Origin of the sequence: Peribacillus sp. NPDC097198 (assembly GCF_044762055.1) — a bacterium.
GTDB lineage: Bacteria > Bacillota > Bacilli > Bacillales > DSM-1321 > Peribacillus.
On sequence record NZ_JBIWDO010000007.1, the window covers coordinates 85,296 to 108,081 of the forward strand.

Consider the following 22,786-nt stretch of genomic DNA (forward strand, 5'->3'; position numbering starts at 1 on the left):
GAGCTCCCTGTATTATTTATCTTTATTCAACTTATCGGGTATGACATCCAATCCTTCCACCTTTGGAAGGGCATGCGTCTTATTTAGAAAAAGCCTTTTGTTGTTTTTTATGGTCAACCTTGACTCGGCGTCTTCTTTTACTGCAGGAAAGCTTAAATCGCCATCACCCTTATCATCTTCTACGTCTCCACGATAACTATTGACAGTTAAATAACTCTTAGAAAAGACCCCACCATTAATATTCAGAATGGATCCCACTGCAAAAATCTCAGAAGACGTCGGGTCTTCTATATTCGAAACCTCTTTGGAACCACATTCAGAAACAAAGCGATAGTCACAGGAGGATTTACTTTCTGTATAAAAATAACCATTGATTGTATTGGTTTCATTTTGAAATTTATTTATCCGTGCAATGCTAAGCTTACCTTGTGTCATTATGATTAAAGACGAATCATCTGGTTGATTTCCACATTTGTTTTTGTAACAAGGAATATCTGCATTATTTAGGGTAGTAGAACCAAGTACATAGATGACGGAATCAAAACTTACTTTCCCTTTAATCGCCAAGTCACCCGTAATTAAGATATTGCCTTTAACATCCATAGATTCCAATAAAAAGTTTTCAATCGTTGCATTACCGGAAATGACTAGCCATTGCTTGTCCCCAAGCTCGATATCGAAGCTATCTATATAGGCGTCACCTGGATGAATAATCGGCGATATTGTACCATACTGCGATAAATCATCGAATCTGACTTCTGTATTTGTAGGGGAATCTTTTTGATTAATGGATTGATTCAAGGCTTCAATCGACATATCCTTATTTAGACCGGGAATCCCAATACTACTAGATGATAGTTTATCAATAAACGTTTCTTTTATATCAATATCATTGAATGTATCGTCGACATCATTGAAAAGGATATTTCCAGAAAAAAAAGCGTCTTTCAGGGTAGGAACAGTCAATCGCTGCCATCTCAGCTCTTCCTTGTCATGTCCTGCACCACCGTAGCACGAGGGGGCGGATATACACATGTTCATCCCTTGTCGATTCGCATGCAACTCACTATAATCTTGGACCGCTGGCAATTCTGTCTTCCTTGAAAGAAGCGAAGATTTATACATATACAAAGCTTGGTTACTGATATTAAATTGCTCTTTCGCGTAGATATTTCCATCAATAAAGGGAGAACCATTAATGGTCAAATCTTTCCCGGCACCAAGAGCATACTTTAGAAAGCTTGGCATCGCCGTAATGTAGACCTTTTGATGATATTTGCCGCTGCTTACCTCAAAGACTCTTGTGTTATCATGTTGGTCATCAATCGTTGGATAATTTTTCGTTAAATCTTCTATTGTGAAAATACCTTTCAAGTTTTCCTCGTTTATGAATGTTGCTAAATCGTTATTGTATTCTGACTTACTACCAGAAAGGAGAGGTGTTTCCATTGTATCCACATGATCCTCAATAATCGAAACCCCCTCTTTTACGGCACTAATATCATCGATATCGTCCACAATCTCTGTCTCCCTTATTTCCGTTCTCTTTGCTCCATTAATGCTCGCAGCAAGAAGTACCATGCCAAGCGTGGTCAGAATCAAAAAAGAAAGCAACACGGATAAAAGGGTATATCCTTCTTCGTTATTCCATTTCATGAATTTCACTCCTTAAAATCCAAACGAGCTTTCTAATACAAGTGGTTCAGTCGTAACAAAGAACCCTTTGGCATGAATATTATTTTCAATGACCATCGTGACATGAATCGTACTATGCGTACATAAGGTCCCTGAGGGGTCCCTCGTGCAGTCAGAACTATCCGTATCGAGTCTAATGCCCGTTTTCTTTTCCGTTTGTGTACCTTCGTTTATATCAATAAAAGAAGAAGTGGAAAGATTAAGAGTGTTCAATACGCCCATATTATCAATGATGAACTGGCTATCTTTAAAATAAATATCCACAGGTTCCGTTCCCTTGCTATCTTCTATGATGAACCCATCTACCGTTTTCTCTTCTTGTACGTTCAACGTAACGCCGTTTTTTCCATCTTCTTTAAGGGGCGTAACATATTTAGGCTGGTTCGTTGTCAATTCATTCATAATCATGGTGGCGATATAATCTGCATCTTCTCTAAGCTGGCCTTCAATTTGGATTTTTTGATAGAGGCTAAGGCCGGTGATGAACAGTGAATAGATGACGCCTGTGATGAAAGTTGTAATGGTTACGGCAAGTAATATCTCAATCAGGCTCAGGCCATTCTCGTTCGAGAGAGATTTTTTTACTTTTTCAAAAGGCCGGTGACAGCTGTTTCTTTGTTTTCCCAAATCACTTTCACCTCGATTCTAATCAAATTCTTATTAAGATCATAGCCTGTATCCTTCACTGCTACATTTTCATATTTTTTAAGGGTAATTTCTGTATCATATTTGTAATTATTTATGGTAGGTTGCAAGATTTCGGAACAGCTTGTTGTATAGAGGGAAGGGTGAGTGTTGCAGTCTGGTAGAGATATTTTGATGCCTTCTGAGTCTAGTGAGGCGATTCCATATTGTTTATAAAGTTCATTAAACTCAAGTTGGTCAAAGTAATTGATCACATTTCTCGCAACATTTATTCCGACTGTCTTACTCTGGTTCCTTTTTGTATAATCATAGGATTGTGTAAAGAAGGTCATTACCGTTATGGTAATAATTCCTAATATAGCGATAGAAGCAAGTACTTCAACGAGGGTGAATCCCTTTTGATTTTTCGAAAAAATATTTTCTTCCATACTTTTCCCTTCTTTCAAAATATCTATAAGTATTATACAATATTTTTAGGATTTATTACCCAAATTAAGGAGCTATTTTCGAAAAACGGAAAATATATAATAAAATAGTATAGGAGTGATTTATTGGAGACAATCGTATTTGCTGGAATATCCCTCGTTTTATTGATTCCGATTGTTTATGTTTTACCATTGTCCCTTACTTTCAAGGGAAAGCTGGTCATAATCGGGGGTGCTGTTGCCGTTTCACTGGCGGGTCTAGTTGTGGCAAATAACTATCCTCTTTGGCAGGCTTTATTACTTTTGACTTTGCTGTTATTTTTCGCTTTATTCCTTATCGGTAAAAAAATCGAGCCATTAATGCTCTCAAATCAAGAAGAAGCGTCGGACTTCTATGAACGGTATAACGATTCTGCCGTTTTGATTGAAACGTCGAGAGATCGTGCTTCGTTATCCAAAATAGAAGAGTCAGAGGCGGAACAGAAAGAAAAAATGGGATATGAGAGCAGCGAGCATCATGTTGCGGTATCTAAGGAACGCGTTCAAGAAACGGAGGAAGAGCAAGAATTCGCTGATGATGAGATCGTTGTTTTTGAGGCAGAGTTTTTGGATACGAGAACGAATGACTTAGAAGAAGTTGAAAGTATTTCAGAAATAGAAGTCCCGGTAAAAAGTGAAATAAGTGATATTGAAAAATTACTAGAAGAAGACTTCATGGAGCCGGTGACTGAAGAAACAGAAAGTATCCCAGAAATAGAAGTCCCGGTAAAAAGTGAAATAAATGATATTGAAGGATTACTAGAAGAAGACTTCATGGAGCCGGTGACCGAAGAAACAGAAAGTATTCCAGAAATAGAAGTACCGGCAAAAAGGGAAATAAGTGATATTGAAAAATTATTAGAAGAAGACTTTATGGAGCCGGTGACTGAAGAAACAGAGAGTATCCCAGAAATAGAAATGCCGGTAAAAGGTGAAATAAGTGATATTGAAAGATTACTAGAAGAAGACTTCATGGAGCCGGTAACTGAAGAAACAGAAAGTATCCCAGAAATAGAAATGCCGATGAAAAACGATTTAAGCGAGATTGAAAAGCTACTTGATGATGAGCATTTGGAGCTGGAGATTGACGAAGAGAGTGACCCTATTCATCTAGAAGAGATGGAAGAACTGGCTGTATTACCTGAAGAATGCGAGTGGGTAACGGAAGTAATAGAGCCGGAAAATGACACAGAAACTATCGAAGTGAATACTGCGGAAGAGAAACTGGATTTCCATGGTTACTTAGAATCAAATGGTTTAGGGGAAAATCCCGAAGAGCCTGGAACTCTTGAAAATACGTCCGATGAAACAGGTAGTGAAGATAGTCAGGAAATGAATGTGGAAGAACCAGATATTCAGTTAGAAGATTCTTTAGAACCGGAAAGTCTTCTAGAGATTCCTGAAGCGCTTGTCCTAGAAATAGATAAAGCAAAAGAAGAGCAAGAGTCGTCGTCAGTCATTGCTAAGCCTGAAGAAACAACTCTTGAGAGTCCAACAGAACATGTCAGTGAATTGCAACAACAGATGTTTCAAACGATGGTTTCCCATATTCAAATCGCACAGCATCAGTTGAATGATAGCGAGTTCGAGCAACTGGTTATGAGCCATTTGCATCCGGAAATACCGGATCAACAGTATTACATATTTGCATCATTTTTAATTCAAACGTATATCACAGCGAAAAAGACGGAAAAGCTTCGTGAATTGATCGTGCAGTTAAAGGAAAAGTTCAGCGCGCACCCAATTCTTCTAGAAGAGTTAGCATTCATGGAAAACCGTTTTTGTTAAGATGAAAAATCAGAAGATAGGTATGGTGAAAATATGAAAAAAAGTACAGAAATTTTAGGCTTGCCCATTATCAGCATTTCAGAAGGTATGGAAATTGGAAAGGTGAAATCATTAGTGATAAATCCTGAAAAAGGTTCACTAGATTTTATCACAATCGAACATGAAGATTGGCAGGTTAGTGTAAGGGCCATTCCCTTCAAAAAGGTAATAGGGATTGGGGAATACGCTTTAACGATCGAAACCGAAAACTCTGTCATCGATTTAAATGAAATCCCGATTGCAAATCAGCTCGTGAATAAAAAGATCAAGATTACTGATGCCAAAGTGATGACCCGAAAAGGTGAATTATTAGGAAGCGTCCGCGAGTATTTTACGGATGAAGATAACGGTCAAGTCATCGGGATGCAGGTGAAAGTCGGGGATCATGAAGTGATTCTCCCATCTGAAACTGTTTTGACTTTTGGCAAGGACATTTTGATCGTGACGGAGGATGCTTCATCCCGCTTCCTCGAGCAGGCGGAACAGTTGATGGGTGAACAAGTCCCTGAGGTAGAAGTGGCTGCCGGCGAAGAAAACCCCAATGGGGAAGCTGATTTAAGGAATAAGCAAATTGAATTGCTTCAAGGAAAGCGATTGGTGAATAATGTAACGGGCCTAGACGGAAAAGTCCTTTTCTCGGAAGGTCGCGTTCTTTCGAAAGAGGATATTATTAACGCACAATCGGCGGGTCCGAGTGTATTGGTCGGGCTTTCCATGAATGTTGAAGCATAAAAAGGAGTTGCCTTTATGTGAAGAATCCACAAATGCTCAAAATTTTTCTGGTCTTTATTTTATCAACCGCATATATTTTTAGTTTTTCGCATTTTGGAGCGTCGGCTTATAATCAGATTTTCAAAGATTCAGCACAATTTGGTGAAAACACGACGATTGGGAGCCTGGATATAGAGGGTCAAAGTAAGCGGGAAGTAAGTACGCTACTGAGCGAGGCAACTGAAAAGTGGACGCAGAATATGGTCTTGGGCATTACTTATAAGGAAGGTCAAATGACCGTAGATAATAGGATTTTCAATTTTCAAAGGGAAAAGACGGTTGTTTCTTTGCTTTCAGGCAAGAAAAATAAAGCAGTCGTCTCGGTCGACAAAGATTCTTTGCTAGAAGATTTATATGACATGTCCTTATCACTTGCATCTACTACGTTGGACATAGATAGACTTGCCAATGACCTGGCGGTAAGTGCGGAGTTCTTAACGGAAGGGACCAAAACCCTTGAGCTGGAAAACTACATCGATGGAGATGTGGGCGAGGACGAGGTAATTGCTGAGGCTACGGTGAATGTAGGAGACGCTGCAACTGCCATTAAGGAATTGATTCCCTTGATACAGCCGTTGGAAGTGAAAGGGGAAACTCAATTTTCTCTTTTGCAGAAAATGTCGGAGCTTGAAGGAAAGAAATATAACTCAGACACATTGAGCCGGTTGGCGACAGCGATTTATAGTGTGATCCTGCCGACTAACTTTACGATTCTTGAGCGGAATATCAGTGATCAACTTCCTGGTTATGCCAAATTGGGATTTGAGGCACACATCGATTCTGAAATGGGCCATGATCTGGTTTTTGCCAATACGAATGATCATGCTTACCGGGTTGAACTTCAGGTAGAAGGTGAGAAATTAAAGGCCACATTAAAGGGGCAATCCTTCCTGAATTCCTATGAGGTAAAGACGACCGATGAAAAAAGATACACGCCGAAAACGATTAAACAATATAGTGATGAGTTGGCCCCTGCTGCCATGCAGGTGAAAAAGGATGGCAAAGACGGTATAACAGTCAAGGTTCTTTGTCGCATCGAGTCCTCCGCGGGAGATCTTCTGGAGACGGAAACCGTATCTGAAGATTTCTATGCACCGATTCATCGAATTGAAGTATATGGATTGGAACTCAAAGTCATTCCACCTCCTTCTGATTCTAATAATGAAGATACCTCTGATGCGGAGGATGAGAGCACGGAAAAAGACGATCAAGGGATTGACGAAGACACTGAGCAGGATCAGGGGGAAACAGAGAATGAATCGCCCGAAGATGCCAGTGGGAATAGCGATAGGAAAGAAAACAATAAGGACATCGAAAAAGGTAAACAAGATGGTGATCAAGTTAAGGGTGATAGTATCCAGGAAGCGGGTGGATACCCCAAATATGTGGAAGATCCCAACGTTCCCCAAAAATAAGGTAAAGCAGGGATAAATATGGCTCAAACCCGAAAAAGGCTTGGAGACTTATTGGTGGAAGCTGGTTTGATCACGGAAGACCAGCTGCAAATTGCCTTGGAAGAAAAAAGTAAGTCACAAAAGCTTGGTGATGTATTGCTGCAAAAAGGGTATATCACGGAGCAACAGTTGATTGAAGTATTGGAATTTCAATTAGGTATCCCCCATGTGAGCTTATATCGGTACCCGTTCGATTCGAATATCTTCAGTTTGATTTCGGAGGATATGGCTAAGCGGAACTTAATGATTCCTTTGAAAAAAGAAGGCGAAAAACTATATGTCGCCATGGCTGACCCGATGGACTTTTATGCCATCGATGATCTACGGCTCTCAACTGGTTTTCAAATCGAATCAGCCATAGCGACAAAAGATGATATTTTGCGTGCGATTGCTAAACATTACACGGATGAAGACGGACTAGAAGAATTGATGGTTACCCTTAATCGCGATGTAAATAATCAAGAGGAAACAGTCAATCAGGATTCACCGGTCGTACGACTTGTCAATCAGTTGCTTTCGAATGCCGTGACGCATAAGGCAAGTGATATTCATATTGATCCCCAGGAAAAGAAATTGGTCGTCAGGTATCGCGTGGATGGTGTATTACGTTTGGAAAAGGTGTTACCCAAGAATATGCAAAATGTTCTAATCGCCAGAATCAAAATCATGGCGAAATTGGACATTACCGAACATAGAGTACCACAAGATGGCCGGATTAAAGTGAACCTTGGCCATCATCCTGTCGATCTTCGGGTATCGACTCTTCCCACAATCTTTGGGGAAAAAATCGTCTTGCGGATTCTTGATTTAGGCAATAAGTTGAATGATTTGAAACAACTTGGATTCAATAAATTGAACCTACAGCGATTTGAATCCATGATTGCCCAGCCAAATGGAATTGTCCTGATTACAGGTCCGACTGGATCAGGGAAATCTTCCACCTTATATGCGGCCTTAAATCAGCTGAATACCGAGGAAGTCAATATCATTACGATTGAAGATCCGGTTGAGTTTCAGCTTGAAGGTGTGAACCAGATTCAAGTCAATACGAATGTCGGCATGACGTTTGCAACCGGTCTACGTTCCATCCTACGACAAGATCCAAACATCATCATGGTGGGGGAAATCAGGGATAAGGACACGGTAGAGGTGGCCATCCGTGCATCCTTGACAGGACATCTAGTATTAAGCACGATCCATACGAATGATTCACTAGGAACGATCACTAGATTGATAGATATGGGCGTCGAACCTTTTTTGGTCGCTTCTTCCTTGAGCGGAATCATGGCACAGCGATTAGTAAGAAAAGTGTGCCGGGATTGTGTCGAAAAACAGGAGCCGAGTAAGCGGGAAATCGATATTTTTGCAAAACGAGGCATGAAAATCGAAAGCATTAACCGGGGGCGCGGGTGTACGTCTTGTAATATGACTGGGTATAAAGGAAGGATTGCACTTCAAGAAATATTGGTCATCAATGATGAGATGAGAAAACTGATCATGAATGGCGAGCCGCTTAACAAGCTCCGTGAAGTGGCCATGAAATATAAAACGATTTTCTTAATGGATGACGGCTTATTGAAAGTCAAACAAGGACTGACCACTACCGAGGAAATTCTTCGAGTAGCAGTTCTGGAATAGGGGTGTCAGTTTGAGAGCTAAAATTGATAGTTTACTAATGGCTGGCTTTGAACTAAAGGCATCTGACATTCATATAACGGTGGGTGTGCCACCAGTTATGCGTTTGAATGGTGAGTTGAAGAAATACGGAAAAGAACTGTTGCTTCCATCCGATACGGAAGGGATGGCTAAAGCGATTATCCCCGAAGAGATGTGGGAGCAATTTAAAGAACATGGTGAACTGGATTTTTCTTACGGCATTCCTGGGATTTCCAGATTTCGAATCAACACGTATATGCAAAGGTCCTGCGTGGCGTTGGCCGTCCGAATCGTGCCGACAAGAATTCCTACTTTAGATGAACTGCAGTTACCGTCCATTTTAAAGAAAATCGTCGAAAAACCCCAAGGCCTTGTCCTTTTGACGGGACCAACGGGAAGCGGAAAGTCAACAACACTCGCTTCCATGATTCAATATATGAATCAGACGATGCGTAAGCATATCATAACCTTGGAAGATCCCATCGAATATTTGCATAAGCATCAAAATTGCATCATTGACCAACGTGAAGTGGGTTTCGACACGAATAATTTCGCAAATGGGCTGAGAGCCGCTCTAAGGCAGGATCCCGATACGATTCTAGTAGGGGAAATGCGAGATTTAGAGACCATCCAGACGGCGATTACAGCAGCCGAAACGGGTCATTTGGTGTTTGGGACATTACATACATCGAGTGCCCCGACGACAATCGACCGGATCATAGATGTCTTTGAACCGGCACAGCAACCTCAGGTTCGAATCCAGCTTGCTAACGTCCTTGTTTCCATCATCTCGCAACGCTTGATTCCGACCGTCGATAAAAAAGGCAGGAAAGCAGCAACCGAGATTCTAGTCAATAATGCAGCTGTGGCCAATTTGATCAGAAATGAAAAAATCCATCAAATTGTCAATGTTATGCAGACTTCCAAGGCACAAGGCATGCATACCCTTGAAAGTAGCATCAAGGAACTATTGGCTGAAGGGGTCATATCCAAAGAAAGCGCCCATGCATTTTTACAGGACAAGGTGGAGTAAATGGCTAGGTTTAAATATTCAGGTCGGAATAAATCAGGAAAAAAAGCGGGAGTCGTCACAGCCGATACAAAGCGTGAGGCCATGGAAAAGTTAAAGTTGGAAGGCATTCGGGTCATCGAAATGACGATGGTACCCGAAACGTTTTTAACAAGGGATCTTTCCATCGGAAATCCAGTGAAACTGCAGCATTTTGTAATTTTTATACGTCAATTCTCCACACTGCTGCAATCAGGGGTCACGGTCGTCGATGCAACGAGCATATTAGCCCAACAGACGGAGAGCAAGCCATTAAGCAAAGCGCTAGAAAGCATCGAACAGGATTTACAGGAAGGGAAGGCACTTTCCCAAGCATGTGCCAAGCATAAAAAAATCTTTTCGACAATGTATATCAATATGGTCAAGGCCGGGGAAGCTGGCGGTAATCTGGATAGTACCTTGGACCGGCTAGCCGATCACTTTGAAAAGCAGCAGGCAACGAGGCAGAAAATCACATCAGCGATGGCCTATCCAGTTGTTGTCGCCTTTGTAGCATTTTTCGTGGTCATCTTTTTATTAACGTCCGTTGTGCCAACGTTTGCTGATATGTTCAGCGATTTTGGTGGCGAATTACCGGCTATAACCCGCTTTGTTTTAGGGGCGAGTGGGTTCATGCAAAAAGCCTGGTACCTTGTCATCTTGGGTGTACTCTTGATTTTCTTTGCGATTATGTCTGTGAAGAAAAATCCGAAGACGAAATACTATTATGATTTTGCAATGCTGAGAATGCCCCTATTCGGAAAGATGATGCAAAAAGCAGTATTGGCAAGAATGACGCGGACCCTCAGTTCCTTGTTCAGTAGCTCGGTACCGATTTTACAGGCGATGAAAATCGTCGAACAGGTAGTTGAAAATGAAGTGGTCGGCCGAGTCATCCGGGAATCACATGATTCCTTGGAGCGGGGCCAGTCCATCACGGACCCGATGAAAAAACATTGGGCATTCCCACCATTAATCACCCAGATGATATCAATTGGCGAAAAAACAGGGGCCCTGGATGCGATGCTTGGGAAAGTGGCGGACTTCTACGAGAAGGAAGTAGAAGCAAGCACGGACCGCTTAAAATCACTAATCGAACCGCTCATGATCGTACTGTTGGCCGGAATTGTCGGCACGATTGTCATCTCGATCATGGTCCCGATGTTTGAAATCTTTAACCAAGTGGACAAAATGTAAAATATGTAAGAATATTTACCCCTAAAAGCTGTATTTTATTAGAAATATATAGTAATCTAATAGAAAAGTAACAGTAAAGTAACGAAATGGTAATAAGAAGAGGAGGATTTATATGAATTTTATTAAAAAACACCTTAAAAACGAACGTGGTCTTACCCTGATCGAGCTATTGGCGGTTGTTGTCATTCTTGGGATCATCGCAGCTATTGCCATCCCAAGTATCGGTGGACTAATTAATAACTCGAAGAAAGACGCACATATTGCTAATGCGCAACAGATGGTAAGTGCGGCGAGGACGGCAGTTGCGGCGGATGATGCTACAGTTAAATTTAAAGCTGATAATACAGCAGATGTTACATTGGAAGATTTAATAGATGAAGATTATATAGAAGAAATTGAAAATCCTAGTGGCGGGGATTATACAGCATCTACTACGAAAGTAACGATTACAAAAGATACTGATACTGGAAAACTTACTTATGTTGTTACGCTGTTAAAAGACACTCATAATTACGTTAAAACAACTGCAAACACCAAAACACCAAGCGAATTAACAAGAGATGACATCGCTTTAGATTAAATGATGATCTATCTCTTACTCTTCACCCTAGGTCTAACCCTAGGTTCATTCTATAACGTCGTCGGTTTAAGTGTACCGGCAAACAATTCATTTACGAATCGGCGTTCGGCTTGTCCCTCTTGTGGCCGGACCTTGTCTCCGTTCGAGTTAATACCGGTTGTGTCTTATGTAATTCAAGGCGGGAAATGCCGTGGCTGTGAAGCCCAGATTTCCCCGCTTTATCCGGTTGTTGAATTACTGACAGGCATTTTGTTCGCTGTTGCTCCTTTGTTCTTAGGATGGACAAGTGAATTATGGATGGCCTGGGCATTGATCTCTTTATTGATGATCATCTTCGTTTCCGATATGGCTTATATGCTTATACCTGATAAGATCCTGCTTTTTTTTGCAGTGGTTTTTTTATTTTTGCGAGTATTTTATCCACTATCTCCATGGTGGGATTCCATTCTAGGCGCGGCCGTCGGTTTTGGTCTGCTGCTTTTGATTGCCGTGGTAAGTAAGGGCGGAATGGGTGGCGGCGATATTAAATTGTTTGGCGTACTGGGGCTTGCATTGGGATTGAAGCTCGTACTATTATCATTTCTATTTGCGACCTTCTATGGGGCTTTCCTTGGTATCATCGGAATTCTGACAGGTATGATTAAAAGGAAAACGGCCATCCCGTTTGGACCGTATATTGTTTTCGGCACATTAACTGCCTATTTTTGGGGCGATTCTATTTTACAGTGGTATTTGCACTTTTTAAGATGACTTTAAAGTAAGGGGTATCTATCTATGGCTTTCTCTTTTTTTAGCGGAAAAAACCGAATAGTGAATTTGATCTTCAAAGATTATGTAATCCGGTATGTAGAGCTAAAGCAAGTGGATCCACCTATCGTGCATGCTTATGGTGAACGTTATCTGCCTCTTGGCATCATTAAAGAAGGGAGAATCCTCGATTATGAAACGTTGCAGATGATTGTAGAGCAATGTGTTGAAGAGTGGGGTCTTTTGAAAAGACAAGTGCGCTTTTTAGTGCCGGACCCGTTTGTCGTGATTCGAAAAATGATGATTCCAGAAGAAATAAAAGAAGATGAAATCGAAGGATTTTTATATTTGGAGCTGGGCACAAGCATTCATTTACCATTTGAGGATCCGATTTTCGATACGGTATCCCTGGAGGATAATTCGGAAGGTAAGGAAATTCTCTTGTTTGCAGCTTCGGAAGAGCTGGTCTCGCAATATAGTGATTTGCTGGAAAGCACGAAACTGGAGCCTTTGGCTGCTGATATCGCTTCACTGGCAATCTATCGATTATGGGATGTATCTAGAGACTTGGATTCAAGCGAACAGCTCATGTTGTTAGAATTAGATGTGGTTTCAGTGACAGCCACCATTTTTGTGGAAGATAAACCGGTATTTATGCGTCATATTTTGCTTCCGGATGAGGTTTCCGAATGGGAAGTCAATCACTCATCAAGCAGCGGAGTGGAAACACTCGTTTATCAAGGTAACAGAGATAGCTATTTTCAAACGCTTGAGGATACGTATGTAGAGATTGATCGATTGCTGACCTTTTATAAATATAATTTAAATAGTGGTCGGGACTCTGTTTCTACCATCTTAGTCACCGGAGATCATCCGTATCTTGAGGAGATCTGCGAAAAACTCTCAGAGCATATGGATCTTCCTATCACAATCATAAATGAAAACATGGAAATGGTAATGGATGATGGTCCTTTATTGCAGCGATATCACTCTGCCGTTGGATTGGCCATCAAAGGGGTGAAATAATCATGCTAGTTGACATTAATTTACTCCCCAAGAAAGAAAAAAGAAATCCACGTTTCTTCATTTATTTCATTTTCTTACTCATACTGGCTTTAGCGGCGGGTACGTTGTTTTATTGGCAATATTCTTTGCAATCAGACCGGATTAGAAGCATGGATAAGCAGATATTACAAGTGAGGGAAGCGACAGCAACCGTCGAACAAAACATGATTAATACACAGAAATCTGGAAATTCCGTTACCGAATTACATAGTGTCATTGACTGGGCCGATACTTTTCCAATCGATACGGTGTTTGTGTTAAACCAGTTAACATTCCTGCTTCCAGAACGAGGTTTCTTCGATGCTTTTTCCTATAATGAAGATGGTTCCATTCAATTAACCGTCCAGTTTGATACCTCAAGGCAAGCTGCTTATTATTTGAGCGAATTGACTAAGTCTAAACTAATAGGGACCGCTGAATTGGTATCAGTGACCACTGAGGAAATGGAAAGGGAGATAGAAAACGTTGAGGAAGAAACAGAGGCCTTTCTACCGCGTTATCTGGCTGTGTATACTATTATTCTCGACAAATCTGCCGTAAAAGAAGCTATAAAAGACGATGAGGAACAAGCCGGGGAAAAGGGTGGTGCTTCTGAATGATGAGGTTTTTCAATAAAAAGGAACTATTCTTATTAGCTGGCACCCTTTTTGTCTTTGCCTTGGTCTTTATTCTACTATACTTTTATCTATTAAATCCGGTAAAAAAAGAACTGGCCTCTAAGACATCCGAATTAAAAAATGAAGAACAGATTTTAGAGATGGTCCAAATGAAAGTTGGTACAGGGACGGGTGTTGATTTTGAATCGACGACAGAATTGCAAAAAAGACTGCCTGTGCAACCCTTAACTGATCAGTTTGTATTGAACCTGGAAAAAGCAGAAGTCGTGTCCAATAGCTTTATTGTCGATATGGCATTTGCCGATGGAGAAACTCCGGTTGAGCCTGAACCAACTGAGGCACCAGGAGCGAAAGAACCTGCAGCGACAGATGAGGCATCCGAAAGTACAGATACTAATGACCAAGATCCTGAAGTTGAAGGGGAAGCAACGGAATCAAAAGAAACAACGACCGAAGCTCAGGATCAAATTGTAACTGAGGCACCAGGAACACTGCCGAATAGTTTGAAAAAGCTATCAGCGACGATGAATGTAAAATCGTCTTCTTATGATGAAATGTTGGAATTTATTCATTCCATTCAAGCAACAAATCGAATTTTTACGATAGACAGCTTAACCTTCGAGGGAGCTAAGGAAGTCAGGTCCCGTGACCAAATTCAAGAACCTTTAGAGTATGGACTGACTGTGTCTGCCTATTACTATCCTTCATTAACGGATTTGCAAGACCAGACCCCGATTGTCGCAACACCAAAACCTAGTGAAAAGAAAAATCCATTCAGCACAAATGAAAGAGATGATGCTGATATGGATACGGGCAATTAGGATGAGGGAGCGAAAATGTAGGAATGTGGATAATGAAAAGGGCATGACATTGATGGAAGTCTTGGCGGTGATTGTCATCTTAGGGATACTGGCTGCAGTGGCCGTCCCGATTTTTTTCAATGTGATACAGAATTCGCGGACGAATGCATTCGTTTCAAATGGTTATGCTTTTAGGGATGCTTCGAATTTTTATTTAAAGGATAAGGTCATGCGTGGAGATCGTGTGACAGAAATCAGCTATCAGGAGCTTGTCGAAGCTGGTTTTCTCGATAAGGTGGTAGACCCTGATACGAAAGAGTACTGGGACCCTTCAATTAATGAATCCTATGTGACTGCCTTGGATAATAAGGTCGTAGGAATATGTCTATACGGTGAGAAACGTAAACTTTGCGGTGATGAAGGAGATGGGAAAGCTATCCCTTTTGAAGATGTATCACCTGAATTAGTGACAGATAAATGAAAAGAGAAAAATGACGAAACCTATTAATGACAAGACGACAAAAGTCTTGTTATTTTTTTTTGCCCCTATGTTAGGATGAAAAAAATGAAGCAGAGAGGAGGAAGAAAAGTGGACAAGTCCGAAAAAAGTAAAGGGGTAAAGATTAAAATAAATGGAGAAGAAAAAATATTTGTGGGTGAAAATAAGCGGGAGTCTACAGAGGAAATTCCAGAGGCTGCAAGTAAGGAACAACCGGATGATAGTTTCGAGTGGATTTTGCCGGATGATTCCGTAGAAAACAAGGTTGTATTGGTTCCTACACCACCTAAGAAGAAAATGCCGAAGCTTATCGGTTTTAATACACATACGGGCAAACGTCCTGGTAACAGGTCTTTAAAGACTTTTGTGATTGCTGTTTTTTGTGCGATTTTATTTGGATCGGTACTGGGCCTTATCGCCGTAAATACCATAACGAAGGAAAAGGCAACGGATTCTCCGGTCGAAACAGCTATCACGACGACGGCATCCCCAGTTGTAAAGAATGATAGCGGGGGTGAAAAAGGGCAGGGGATGGGACTGAAAACGTTCCTGGTTCAAGGTGGGATATTCAGTAGCGAGGATGCCGCGAAACAAATCCAGGAGAAAATCGTGGAAAAACAGGTTCCTGCTGAAATATTCAAAATGGAGGACAGCTATTATTTATTCCTAGGTTCAGCTGAAAGCTTGATTTCAAGTAAAGAGCTAGCTTTATTTTTAAAGACCTATGATGTGGAAGTATTTTGGAAGGAAATTGATTTAAAAGCGTCGGGAATAAGTGCAGAAGAAGAGAAAACGCTGGATGTCATGAAGGGGATTTATTCATCCCTATCAGAGATTTCATCAGGAGAGCTTCGTGGGAAGGAAACGAAATGGGATGCTGAAACGTTGAAAAAAGATATGGATAAGCTAAAGGATGAGAAACTTTCATCTGAGCTTTCACAAATGAACACCCATTTAGCGGCCGCAGCCAAGCTGATCAGTGAGTATGAGACGTCCAAAAAGGATGAACAGCTATTAGAGGCACAGGGAAAACTATTGAAGTTTCTAAAGGATTTTCAAAGCATGGGGAGTTAAGAACAGGTATGTGAAGGGGAAGCTGTTTTCTAAAGAAAAAGTTCCCCTTTAGGAGGAAATTGTTTGAATTAGGAACCTTTTTTTATTTTCCAGGAAATAAGACTGAATCTTTGTCGATTCCTGGTAAACAATAATTGTGGAATTCTTCATAATTTGATAGGATGAAAAGGTATCTCTCCTAGTAAAGAAAGGTGAATTTTTATTATGCATTCATTAATTTTAGCTTCTTCATCACCACGCCGTAAAGAACTTCTACAATTCCTACAAATCCCCTTCGAAAGTATGAATTCCAATGTCGATGAAAGTATTGACGAAAACATGCAGGCAGAGGACGCAGTGCAAGAATTAGCTGTAAGGAAAGCGGAAGCCATTGCAACAAGATATCCGGACAGCTGGGTAATCGGTTCCGATACCGTCGTGGTACTTGACGGGCAAATCCTCGGAAAGCCGGCCAATCGTGCTGATGGAAAAAGAATGCTTGAAATGTTATCGGGTAGAACACACGAAGTTTATACAGGTGTGGCCATTCTATATGGTGAGCGCAGCAGCATATTCGCAGAAAAAACGGAAGTGACTTTTTGGGAGCTATCAGAACCTGAAATCGAACGTTATCTGGACAGTGGTGAACCATTTGATAAAGCTGGGAGCTATGGGATCCAAGGGTTGGGTTCGCTTCTTGTCAAACAAATCAATGGGGACTATTTCTCGGTAGTCGGACTCCCAGTTTCAAGGCTAGCAAGAGAATTAAAGATGATGGAATCCGCGTGGACGTAAGATTTCGGACTGATTTCCTCCCTTTTATTCAGGAAGGGTGGATGCTTTGAGTGAAAAGATGTTAATCAGGGATTATCCGAAAGAAGAGAGGCCTCGTGAAAGGTTCTTGCAGGACGGTCCCCAGAGTCTCTCGAATCAAGAGTTACTTGCGCTATTGTTAAGGACGGGATCTAAGGAGGAATCTGTGCTTCAGCTCTCCAATAGGCTTATCAAGGCTTTTGAGGGATTCCGGCTTTTGAAAGAAGCGTCCGTAGAGGAATTGACTGAAATCAAGGGAATCGGGGAAGCGAAAGCAATTCAAATTCTAGCATCGGTAGAGCTTGGCCGACGAATCCATAAATTAAATGATCAAGACCGCTATGTGATCCGTTCCCCGGAAGACGGGGCCAATTATTGCATGGAAGAAATGCGTTTTTTGTCGCAGGAACATTTTGTTTGTCTTTACTTAAATACGAAAAACCAAGTCCTTCATAAACGAACTGTCTTCATAGGCAGCCTCAACGCTTCGATTGTGCACCCACGCGAAGTATTTAAAGAAGCCTTCCGTAGGTCGGCAGCCTCTATCATTTGTCTTCATAACCACCCCTCCGGAGATCCTTCTCCCAGCAGAGAAGATATTGAAGTGACAAAAAGGTTAGTAGAATGTGGTAAAATAATGGGGATAGAAGTACTGGACCATATCATCATCGGGGAGCATAAATATGTGAGTTTAAAGGAAAAAGGTTATTTATGACACTATCCAAATTTTTGACGATACGATATAATGTTGTTTATGATTTTTAAAAGAGGGAACTTTTTTCAAAAACCTATTGTCAAAAAACGACAAATTATCATTTGAACTTATAAAAAGGCATTTTTGTTTACGAAAGGGAGATACCATAATGTTTGGAATTGGCGCAAGAGATATAGGAATTGATTTAGGAACGGCGAATACGCTAGTTTATGTTAAAGGAAAAGGCATTGCCGTCCGTGAACCGTCGGTTGTTGCCGTGCAGACAGATACAAAGCAGATCGTTGCTGTCGGTAAAGACGCAAAAAACATGATTGGCCGTACACCGGGAAATGTAGTGGCACTTCGCCCTATGAAAGATGGCGTAATCGCTGATTATGAAACAACGGCTACGATGATGAAATATTATATGAAAGAAGCTCAGAAAAAAGGCGTATTTGGCAACAAGCCATATGTCATGATTTGTGTGCCTTCAGGAATTACGGCTGTTGAACAACGTGCAGTGATTGATGCAGCTAGACAAGCTGGTGCTCGTGATGCTTATCCGATTGAAGAGCCATTTGCAGCTGCTATCGGAGCGGATCTTCCTGTTTGGGAACCTACAGGCAGCATGGTTGTTGATATTGGTGGAGGTACTACGGAAGTGGCCATCATTTCTCTTGGAGGTATCGTGACAAGCCAGTCAATCCGCATTGCTGGTGATGAGATGGACGATGCGATCATCGTTTACATACGTAAAAACTACAACTTGATGATTGGTGAGCGTACATCGGAAGCTATTAAAATGGAAATCGGTTCTGCAGGTGATACAGAAGGAATCGAAAACATGGAAATTCGTGGTCGTGACTTATTGACGGGTCTTCCAAAAACGATTGAAATTACGGCAGAGGAAATATCCAAAGCATTGCGTGATACAGTATCAGCCATTGTGGATTCTGTCAAAAACACATTGGAAAAAACTCCACCGGAACTTGCAGCTGACATCATGGATAGAGGCATAGTATTGACAGGTGGCGGAGCTTTACTGCGTAATTTGGATAAAGTCATCAGTGAAGAAACGCAAATGCCGGTTATTATTGCTGAAAATCCTCTTGATTGTGTAGCGATTGGAACAGGGAAAGCCTTGGACCATATTCACTTATTCAAGACGAAATCTAGAGATTCTCGCTAAGCGGTACTTATAAAAAAGGCCGGCTCAACAAAAGATCGCAATTTTGAGCCGGCTTTTCTATTTTTTTACCTGTCTTAAATGTGTAGTTTTTTGACAGAGGATATTATTATACTTCATGCAAATAGAGTAAATTAAAATAGAGGTGCAGATCATCATGCCACAGTTTTTTAATAAAAAGCTCCTTCTCTTGCTCGTTAGTATTATCGTTCTCGTGGCATTGATCGGTTTTTCATTAAAAGAGAGAGAAGAGTTAACTTGGCCCGAAAAGTTCTTGAAGGATACAACCGGTTGGGTTGGTAATGTGTTTAATAAACCAGTATCGGGTATTACAGGTTTTGTAGGGGATTTAAAAGACCTTCAGCATACATACGATGAAAACAAGAAATTAAAAGCTCGTCTGGATGAATACGTCTTGTTGAAAACGCAGGTGCAGGATTTGAAAGAAGAAAATGAAGAGCTTCGTGATAATCTAAAAAAAGAAGATGACTTGCGAAAGTATGCACCTATTCAGTCAACGGTCATTGGTCGTAATCCGGACCGCTGGCATGAAATGCTAACAATTAACAAAGGCGAGCGTAACGGTGTGGAAAAAAATATGGCTGTCATCACTGCCAATGGCTTGATCGGTAAAGTTAAAGCCACGACTGAATTCACGGCTTCCGTTCAGCTTTTGAGTTCGATCGATAAAGCGAACCGCGTCTCAGCTATCGTCCAGGGTAATGATAAGGCATATGGTTTGATAGAAGGGTTCGATGATGAGAAGAATCTTCTATTAATGAAACGGATTCCTTATGATAAAAAGATCAAGAAAAACTCTAAGGTCATCACATCCGGTTATGGCGGGATCTTTCCTAAAGGTCTGCTAATCGGTAAGGTTGTTGACGTGAAGGTGGATCAATATGGATTGAACCAAACCGCATATATTGAGCCGTCAACGGATTTCTATGATATCAATAATGTCATGGTCGTTAAACGTGAAGTTGAGGGAGCTGAAGAAGAAAGTGAAGGGGAGGATGAAGCTAAGTGAAACATTTCATCCTTTCTTTTGTAGCCTTACTCTTCTTCGTTTTTGAAAGTATCTTTGCGCAACTTTTCGCGGGGGATGTCTTTGGAAGCAATAACATTCTCGTTCCCCGTTTCATGATCATTTTCGTCTTCTTCCTGACCATGTATGGTTCAAGGAAGCTGGGGATGTTGTATGGAGCCATTTTGGGGCTGACCTATGATGTCGTATATACGGAGATTTTGGGGATTTATATGTTCCTTTTACCTTTTCTAGCATATTTGATTTCCAAAAGTATGAAGATCCTTCAAAACAATATTCTCATTAACTGTTTAATGGCACTTGTCTTTACGGCAATTGTAGAGTGTGTATCTTATCAAATGAATCATATTCTTACTTTTGCGGATATGGGATTCGGGGAATTTGTGGACAGGAGATTCATTCCAACACTCATATTGAATCTCATTTTTATTATTATTAGTTGCTACCCCTTAAAGAGACTTATTGAAAAGTTTGATTTACAGGGAGAAATGGAATAACGTTCACTGGACTGTTGGATGCGGTCTAAAATGTATTTTCTCTTTAACATGTGCGTAGAAAAAGGTAAATTGTTTTCCTATGTCGAATTATATTTCATTGAGGTGAAACAAACGTCATGAATAAAAGAATTCAGCAAAATGTTATGATTAAGGGGACAAAGGACGGGTTTATGCTTCATCTCGATGATTCTTGCTCATTTTCCGAATTATTGAAAGAGTTAGAAGTGAAGCTTTCGGCAAACTATCAGTTTCAAGAAAACGACCCGTCCATTTCCGTTAAAGTACATACCGGGAACCGCTATCTAGATGCAGACCAGAAGGAAAAAATCAAAGAAGTTATTCATAAAAAGAAAAAGCTTATCGTTGATGAGTTGATTTCGAATGTCATGTCAAAGGAAGATGCGAAACAGTGGAAAGACGAAAACCAAGTGACAACTTTGACCAGGGTGATAAGATCGGGACAGGTTTTTGAAGTGCCCGGCGATTTGTTGCTCATTGGCGATGTCAATCCAGATGGTACTGTCCGAGCTGGTGGGAGCATCTATATTATGGGACAGCTGAGAGGCATTGCCCACGCTGGTTATTTGGGGAATAAAAAGGCCATCATCGCTGCATCCATCATGAAACCTGCACAATTGCGAATTGCGGGGAAAGTGAACTTATCTCCTGACCAATATACGAAATTTGGACATGACTTGGAATGTGCGTTCATGGACGACGAAGAAAATATCATCATTGATAAACTGCAAGTTTTGAAGAAATATAGACCTAATTTAAATAGATTAGAAGGGGGTCTCTAATCGTGGGAGAGGCAATAGTTATAACATCTGGTAAGGGTGGTGTCGGCAAAACGACCACCTCAGCCAATCTAGGAACGTCGTTAGCTCTTCTAGGCAAAAAGGTTTGCTTGATTGACACGGATATTGGTCTTCGGAACTTAGATGTGATTATGGGGTTGGAAAACCGTATCATCTATGACTTGGTCGATGTAGTCGAAGGGCGTTGTAAAATTCATCAAGCACTTATTAAAGATAAGCATTTCGAAGATTTGCTTTATTTGCTTCCGGCTCCACAAAACAGTGACAAATCAGCTGTGAATGAGGAACAGATGAAGAAACTGATCAGTGATATGAAACCGGACTATGATTACATCGTGATCGATTGTCCGGCAGGTATCGAGCAGGGCTTTAGGAATGCGATAGCGGGTGCGGACAGGGCCATCATCGTCACCACCGCTGAAAGACCGGCCGTCCGTGATGCAGACCGTATCATCGGCCTGCTTGAGAAAGAAGAGCATATCGATCCTCCTCAATTGATCATCAATAGAATCCGTGGACATCTTTTACATGAAGATGAAGAAATGGATATTGACGGAGTAACCAATTTCCTTAAAATCGATCTTATCGGTGTTATACCTGATGATGATCAGGTCATTGTGGCTGCGAATAAAAAGGAACCGATAGCTTACAATCCGGACAACAGGGTCTCGATTGCCTATCGGAACATTGCCCGCCGGATTCTCGGTGAATCTGTGCCGTTGACTCCAATTGGTGGAGAGCAAAAAGGTTTCATGTCTAAATTGAAAAAATTCTTTAGTGTGCGTTAATTTAGTAAGCGGGAGCATTCCATGCCCTCGCTTTTTTTATTTTTATCGAAAAATGGATATAAAAAAGGTAAGCCTCATAATAGGCTTACCTTATCTATTGTACTAAAGTATTAAAAATGCAACAGGTTATCCGCGTCTTCCGCCTCTACCGCCACGTTTTGATTCTGTACTACGTTTGAGCGTAGATAAATTCTCTTCGCTAGTCTTTAAAAAACGGACCATTTTATCTTCGAAGTTTTCCTTAGGTTGAAAATTGCCTTTAGAACGAAAATCTTTATTACGATTATCGCCTTGGCGTGGTGGGCGTTTAGTATAAGAAGAGGTTTGTCCTTCGGGTCTATCTATAGCTTTTTTGATGGACAAGGCAGTTTTTCCGTCTTTCTCGCTGATCACTTTTACCTCAATTTGGTCGCCTATTTTAAGATGGTCATTAACGTCTTTTACATAGCTGTCCGCTACCTCACTGATATGCACAAGACCTGTTGAGCCTCCTGGTAATTCTACGAATGCTCCAAAATTAGTGATACCTGTTACTTTACCTTGTACTTTGCTGCCTATTTCGATTGACATATTAAAATTGTTCCCCCTCAATAATGTTAAAACAACTTCATTATAACAAATAAAGTAGGAGAATATCAATTGGATTTTTCACCTCTTCCATTATTAAAAGGGAAAGGCTTTCAAAACGTTTGAAAATCAGTCTTTTTTTCTTTCGTCCATTCGTTTTTAAAACGCAAACCATTCATCTGTCGTAAAGAAAAACGATTCCTCGTCATAGTCTGGACAGGTTGCTCATAAGTTTTAATATGAGCGCTTTGATATGA

Annotated in this window: 24 protein-coding genes; 20 read left to right on the forward strand and 4 right to left on the reverse strand. The window is 40.9% G+C overall.

Annotation, left to right across the window (positions count from 1 at the left end; genetic code table 11):
- Positions 1 to 12 precede the first annotated feature (12 nt).
- The 3 genes from ACIQXQ_RS13845 to ACIQXQ_RS13855 are packed head-to-tail and all read right to left on the reverse strand — an operon-like array spanning position 13 to position 2,768.
- Positions 13 to 1,656: a hypothetical protein gene (locus ACIQXQ_RS13845; protein WP_402958156.1), complete on the reverse strand. Its 1,644-nt coding sequence runs from the start codon at positions 1,654 to 1,656 to the stop codon at positions 13 to 15.
- A 12-nt stretch (positions 1,657 to 1,668) separates the two neighbouring features.
- Positions 1,669 to 2,322, reverse strand: coding sequence for a PilW family protein (locus ACIQXQ_RS13850; protein ID WP_402958158.1), 654 nt, complete (start codon positions 2,320 to 2,322; stop codon positions 1,669 to 1,671).
- Complete coding sequence (locus ACIQXQ_RS13855; protein WP_402958160.1) at positions 2,277 to 2,768, reverse strand: type II secretion system protein; 492 nt, start codon at positions 2,766 to 2,768, stop codon at positions 2,277 to 2,279. The genes ACIQXQ_RS13850 and ACIQXQ_RS13855 overlap by 46 nt, the downstream gene beginning before the upstream one ends.
- Before the next feature lie 123 nt (positions 2,769 to 2,891).
- On the opposite strand from ACIQXQ_RS13855, the gene ACIQXQ_RS13860 reads away from it, so the two are divergent.
- The 20 genes from ACIQXQ_RS13860 (at position 2,892) to minD (ending at position 21,962) form a co-directional block, all read left to right on the forward strand.
- Positions 2,892 to 4,592, forward strand: a complete 1,701-nt coding sequence (locus tag ACIQXQ_RS13860; RefSeq protein ID WP_402958162.1) for a hypothetical protein — start codon at positions 2,892 to 2,894, stop codon at positions 4,590 to 4,592.
- Between the two features lie 33 nt (positions 4,593 to 4,625).
- The gene (locus ACIQXQ_RS13865) at positions 4,626 to 5,363 is read left to right on the forward strand and encodes a PRC-barrel domain-containing protein (RefSeq protein ID WP_402958164.1); all 738 of its coding nucleotides are present in this window, start codon (positions 4,626 to 4,628) and stop codon (positions 5,361 to 5,363) included.
- 17 nt (positions 5,364 to 5,380) lie between these two features.
- Positions 5,381 to 6,817 carry a VanW family protein gene (locus ACIQXQ_RS13870; protein ID WP_402958166.1) on the forward strand — a complete coding sequence of 479 codons (1,437 nt, stop codon included), beginning with the start codon at positions 5,381 to 5,383 and terminating at the stop codon, positions 6,815 to 6,817.
- A gap of 18 nt (positions 6,818 to 6,835) precedes the next feature.
- Entirely contained in the window at positions 6,836 to 8,494 is a 1,659-nt protein-coding gene (locus ACIQXQ_RS13875) for a GspE/PulE family protein (protein WP_402958169.1), read from the forward strand.
- Between the two features lie 10 nt (positions 8,495 to 8,504).
- Positions 8,505 to 9,545, forward strand: a complete 1,041-nt coding sequence (locus ACIQXQ_RS13880) for a type IV pilus twitching motility protein PilT (protein ID WP_402958171.1) — start codon at positions 8,505 to 8,507, stop codon at positions 9,543 to 9,545.
- On the forward strand, positions 9,546 to 10,757 hold the full coding sequence (locus ACIQXQ_RS13885; RefSeq protein ID WP_402958173.1) for a type II secretion system F family protein: 1,212 nt from the start codon (positions 9,546 to 9,548) through the stop codon (positions 10,755 to 10,757).
- Between the two features lie 112 nt (positions 10,758 to 10,869).
- Entirely contained in the window at positions 10,870 to 11,337 is a 468-nt protein-coding gene (locus ACIQXQ_RS13890) for a prepilin-type N-terminal cleavage/methylation domain-containing protein (RefSeq protein ID WP_402958175.1), read from the forward strand.
- Between the two features lie 3 nt (positions 11,338 to 11,340).
- The gene (locus ACIQXQ_RS13895; RefSeq protein ID WP_402958178.1) at positions 11,341 to 12,087 is read left to right on the forward strand and encodes a prepilin peptidase; all 747 of its coding nucleotides are present in this window, start codon (positions 11,341 to 11,343) and stop codon (positions 12,085 to 12,087) included.
- 24 nt (positions 12,088 to 12,111) lie between these two features.
- Positions 12,112 to 13,110 (forward strand): type IV pilus biogenesis protein PilM, encoded by a 999-nt coding sequence (gene pilM / locus ACIQXQ_RS13900; protein ID WP_402958180.1) that lies wholly within the window; start codon positions 12,112 to 12,114, stop codon positions 13,108 to 13,110.
- A 2-nt stretch (positions 13,111 to 13,112) separates the two neighbouring features.
- A complete protein-coding gene (locus tag ACIQXQ_RS13905) occupies positions 13,113 to 13,748 on the forward strand; it encodes a PilN domain-containing protein (protein ID WP_402958184.1) in 636 nt (211 codons plus the stop codon).
- Positions 13,745 to 14,587 (forward strand): hypothetical protein, encoded by an 843-nt coding sequence (locus tag ACIQXQ_RS13910; protein ID WP_402958187.1) that lies wholly within the window; start codon positions 13,745 to 13,747, stop codon positions 14,585 to 14,587. The genes ACIQXQ_RS13905 and ACIQXQ_RS13910 overlap by 4 nt, the downstream gene beginning before the upstream one ends.
- A 25-nt stretch (positions 14,588 to 14,612) precedes the next feature.
- Positions 14,613 to 15,047: a type II secretion system protein gene (locus ACIQXQ_RS13915; protein WP_402875802.1), complete on the forward strand. Its 435-nt coding sequence runs from the start codon at positions 14,613 to 14,615 to the stop codon at positions 15,045 to 15,047.
- Between the two features lie 108 nt (positions 15,048 to 15,155).
- Positions 15,156 to 16,139, forward strand: a complete 984-nt coding sequence (locus ACIQXQ_RS13920) for a hypothetical protein (RefSeq protein WP_402958189.1) — start codon at positions 15,156 to 15,158, stop codon at positions 16,137 to 16,139.
- A gap of 204 nt (positions 16,140 to 16,343) precedes the next feature.
- Positions 16,344 to 16,913 (forward strand): Maf family protein, encoded by a 570-nt coding sequence (locus ACIQXQ_RS13925; RefSeq protein WP_402958191.1) that lies wholly within the window; start codon positions 16,344 to 16,346, stop codon positions 16,911 to 16,913.
- Positions 16,914 to 16,971: 58 nt separating this feature from the next.
- Complete coding sequence (gene radC, locus ACIQXQ_RS13930) at positions 16,972 to 17,646, forward strand: RadC family protein (RefSeq protein ID WP_402875860.1); 675 nt, start codon at positions 16,972 to 16,974, stop codon at positions 17,644 to 17,646.
- Between the two features lie 148 nt (positions 17,647 to 17,794).
- A complete protein-coding gene (locus ACIQXQ_RS13935; protein ID WP_402875797.1) occupies positions 17,795 to 18,814 on the forward strand; it encodes a rod shape-determining protein in 1,020 nt (339 codons plus the stop codon).
- A 154-nt stretch (positions 18,815 to 18,968) separates the two neighbouring features.
- Positions 18,969 to 19,841 carry a rod shape-determining protein MreC gene (gene mreC, locus ACIQXQ_RS13940; protein ID WP_402958193.1) on the forward strand — a complete coding sequence of 291 codons (873 nt, stop codon included), beginning with the start codon at positions 18,969 to 18,971 and terminating at the stop codon, positions 19,839 to 19,841.
- Complete coding sequence (gene mreD, locus ACIQXQ_RS13945) at positions 19,838 to 20,356, forward strand: rod shape-determining protein MreD (protein ID WP_402958195.1); 519 nt, start codon at positions 19,838 to 19,840, stop codon at positions 20,354 to 20,356. The genes mreC and mreD overlap by 4 nt, the downstream gene beginning before the upstream one ends.
- Before the next feature lie 116 nt (positions 20,357 to 20,472).
- The gene (gene minC, locus ACIQXQ_RS13950) at positions 20,473 to 21,156 is read left to right on the forward strand and encodes a septum site-determining protein MinC (RefSeq protein ID WP_402958197.1); all 684 of its coding nucleotides are present in this window, start codon (positions 20,473 to 20,475) and stop codon (positions 21,154 to 21,156) included.
- A 2-nt stretch (positions 21,157 to 21,158) separates the two neighbouring features.
- A complete protein-coding gene (minD, locus tag ACIQXQ_RS13955; RefSeq protein WP_402875789.1) occupies positions 21,159 to 21,962 on the forward strand; it encodes a septum site-determining protein MinD in 804 nt (267 codons plus the stop codon).
- Between the two features lie 126 nt (positions 21,963 to 22,088).
- On the opposite strand, the gene ACIQXQ_RS13960 is transcribed toward minD, so the two are convergent.
- The gene (locus ACIQXQ_RS13960; protein ID WP_402875787.1) at positions 22,089 to 22,532 is read right to left on the reverse strand and encodes a S1 domain-containing RNA-binding protein; all 444 of its coding nucleotides are present in this window, start codon (positions 22,530 to 22,532) and stop codon (positions 22,089 to 22,091) included.
- Positions 22,533 to 22,786 lie beyond the last annotated feature (254 nt).

Coding starts and splice junctions, on each gene's coding strand:
- ACIQXQ_RS13845 (WP_402958156.1), bottom strand. CDS start 1,656: ATGAAATGGAATAACGAAGAAGGATATACCCTTTTATCCGTGTTGCTT.
- ACIQXQ_RS13855 (WP_402958160.1), bottom strand. CDS start 2,768: ATGGAAGAAAATATTTTTTCGAAAAATCAAAAGGGATTCACCCTCGTT.
- ACIQXQ_RS13865 (WP_402958164.1), top strand. CDS start 4,626: ATGAAAAAAAGTACAGAAATTTTAGGCTTGCCCATTATCAGCATTTCA.
- ACIQXQ_RS13875 (WP_402958169.1), top strand. CDS start 6,836: ATGGCTCAAACCCGAAAAAGGCTTGGAGACTTATTGGTGGAAGCTGGT.
- ACIQXQ_RS13885 (WP_402958173.1), top strand. CDS start 9,546: ATGGCTAGGTTTAAATATTCAGGTCGGAATAAATCAGGAAAAAAAGCG.
- ACIQXQ_RS13890 (WP_402958175.1), top strand. CDS start 10,870: ATGAATTTTATTAAAAAACACCTTAAAAACGAACGTGGTCTTACCCTG.
- ACIQXQ_RS13895 (WP_402958178.1), top strand. CDS start 11,341: ATGATCTATCTCTTACTCTTCACCCTAGGTCTAACCCTAGGTTCATTC.
- pilM (WP_402958180.1), top strand. CDS start 12,112: ATGGCTTTCTCTTTTTTTAGCGGAAAAAACCGAATAGTGAATTTGATC.
- ACIQXQ_RS13905 (WP_402958184.1), top strand. CDS start 13,113: ATGCTAGTTGACATTAATTTACTCCCCAAGAAAGAAAAAAGAAATCCA.
- ACIQXQ_RS13910 (WP_402958187.1), top strand. CDS start 13,745: ATGATGAGGTTTTTCAATAAAAAGGAACTATTCTTATTAGCTGGCACC.
- ACIQXQ_RS13925 (WP_402958191.1), top strand. CDS start 16,344: ATGCATTCATTAATTTTAGCTTCTTCATCACCACGCCGTAAAGAACTT.
- radC (WP_402875860.1), top strand. CDS start 16,972: ATGTTAATCAGGGATTATCCGAAAGAAGAGAGGCCTCGTGAAAGGTTC.
- ACIQXQ_RS13935 (WP_402875797.1), top strand. CDS start 17,795: ATGTTTGGAATTGGCGCAAGAGATATAGGAATTGATTTAGGAACGGCG.
- mreC (WP_402958193.1), top strand. CDS start 18,969: ATGCCACAGTTTTTTAATAAAAAGCTCCTTCTCTTGCTCGTTAGTATT.
- minC (WP_402958197.1), top strand. CDS start 20,473: ATGAATAAAAGAATTCAGCAAAATGTTATGATTAAGGGGACAAAGGAC.
- ACIQXQ_RS13960 (WP_402875787.1), bottom strand. CDS start 22,532: ATGTCAATCGAAATAGGCAGCAAAGTACAAGGTAAAGTAACAGGTATC.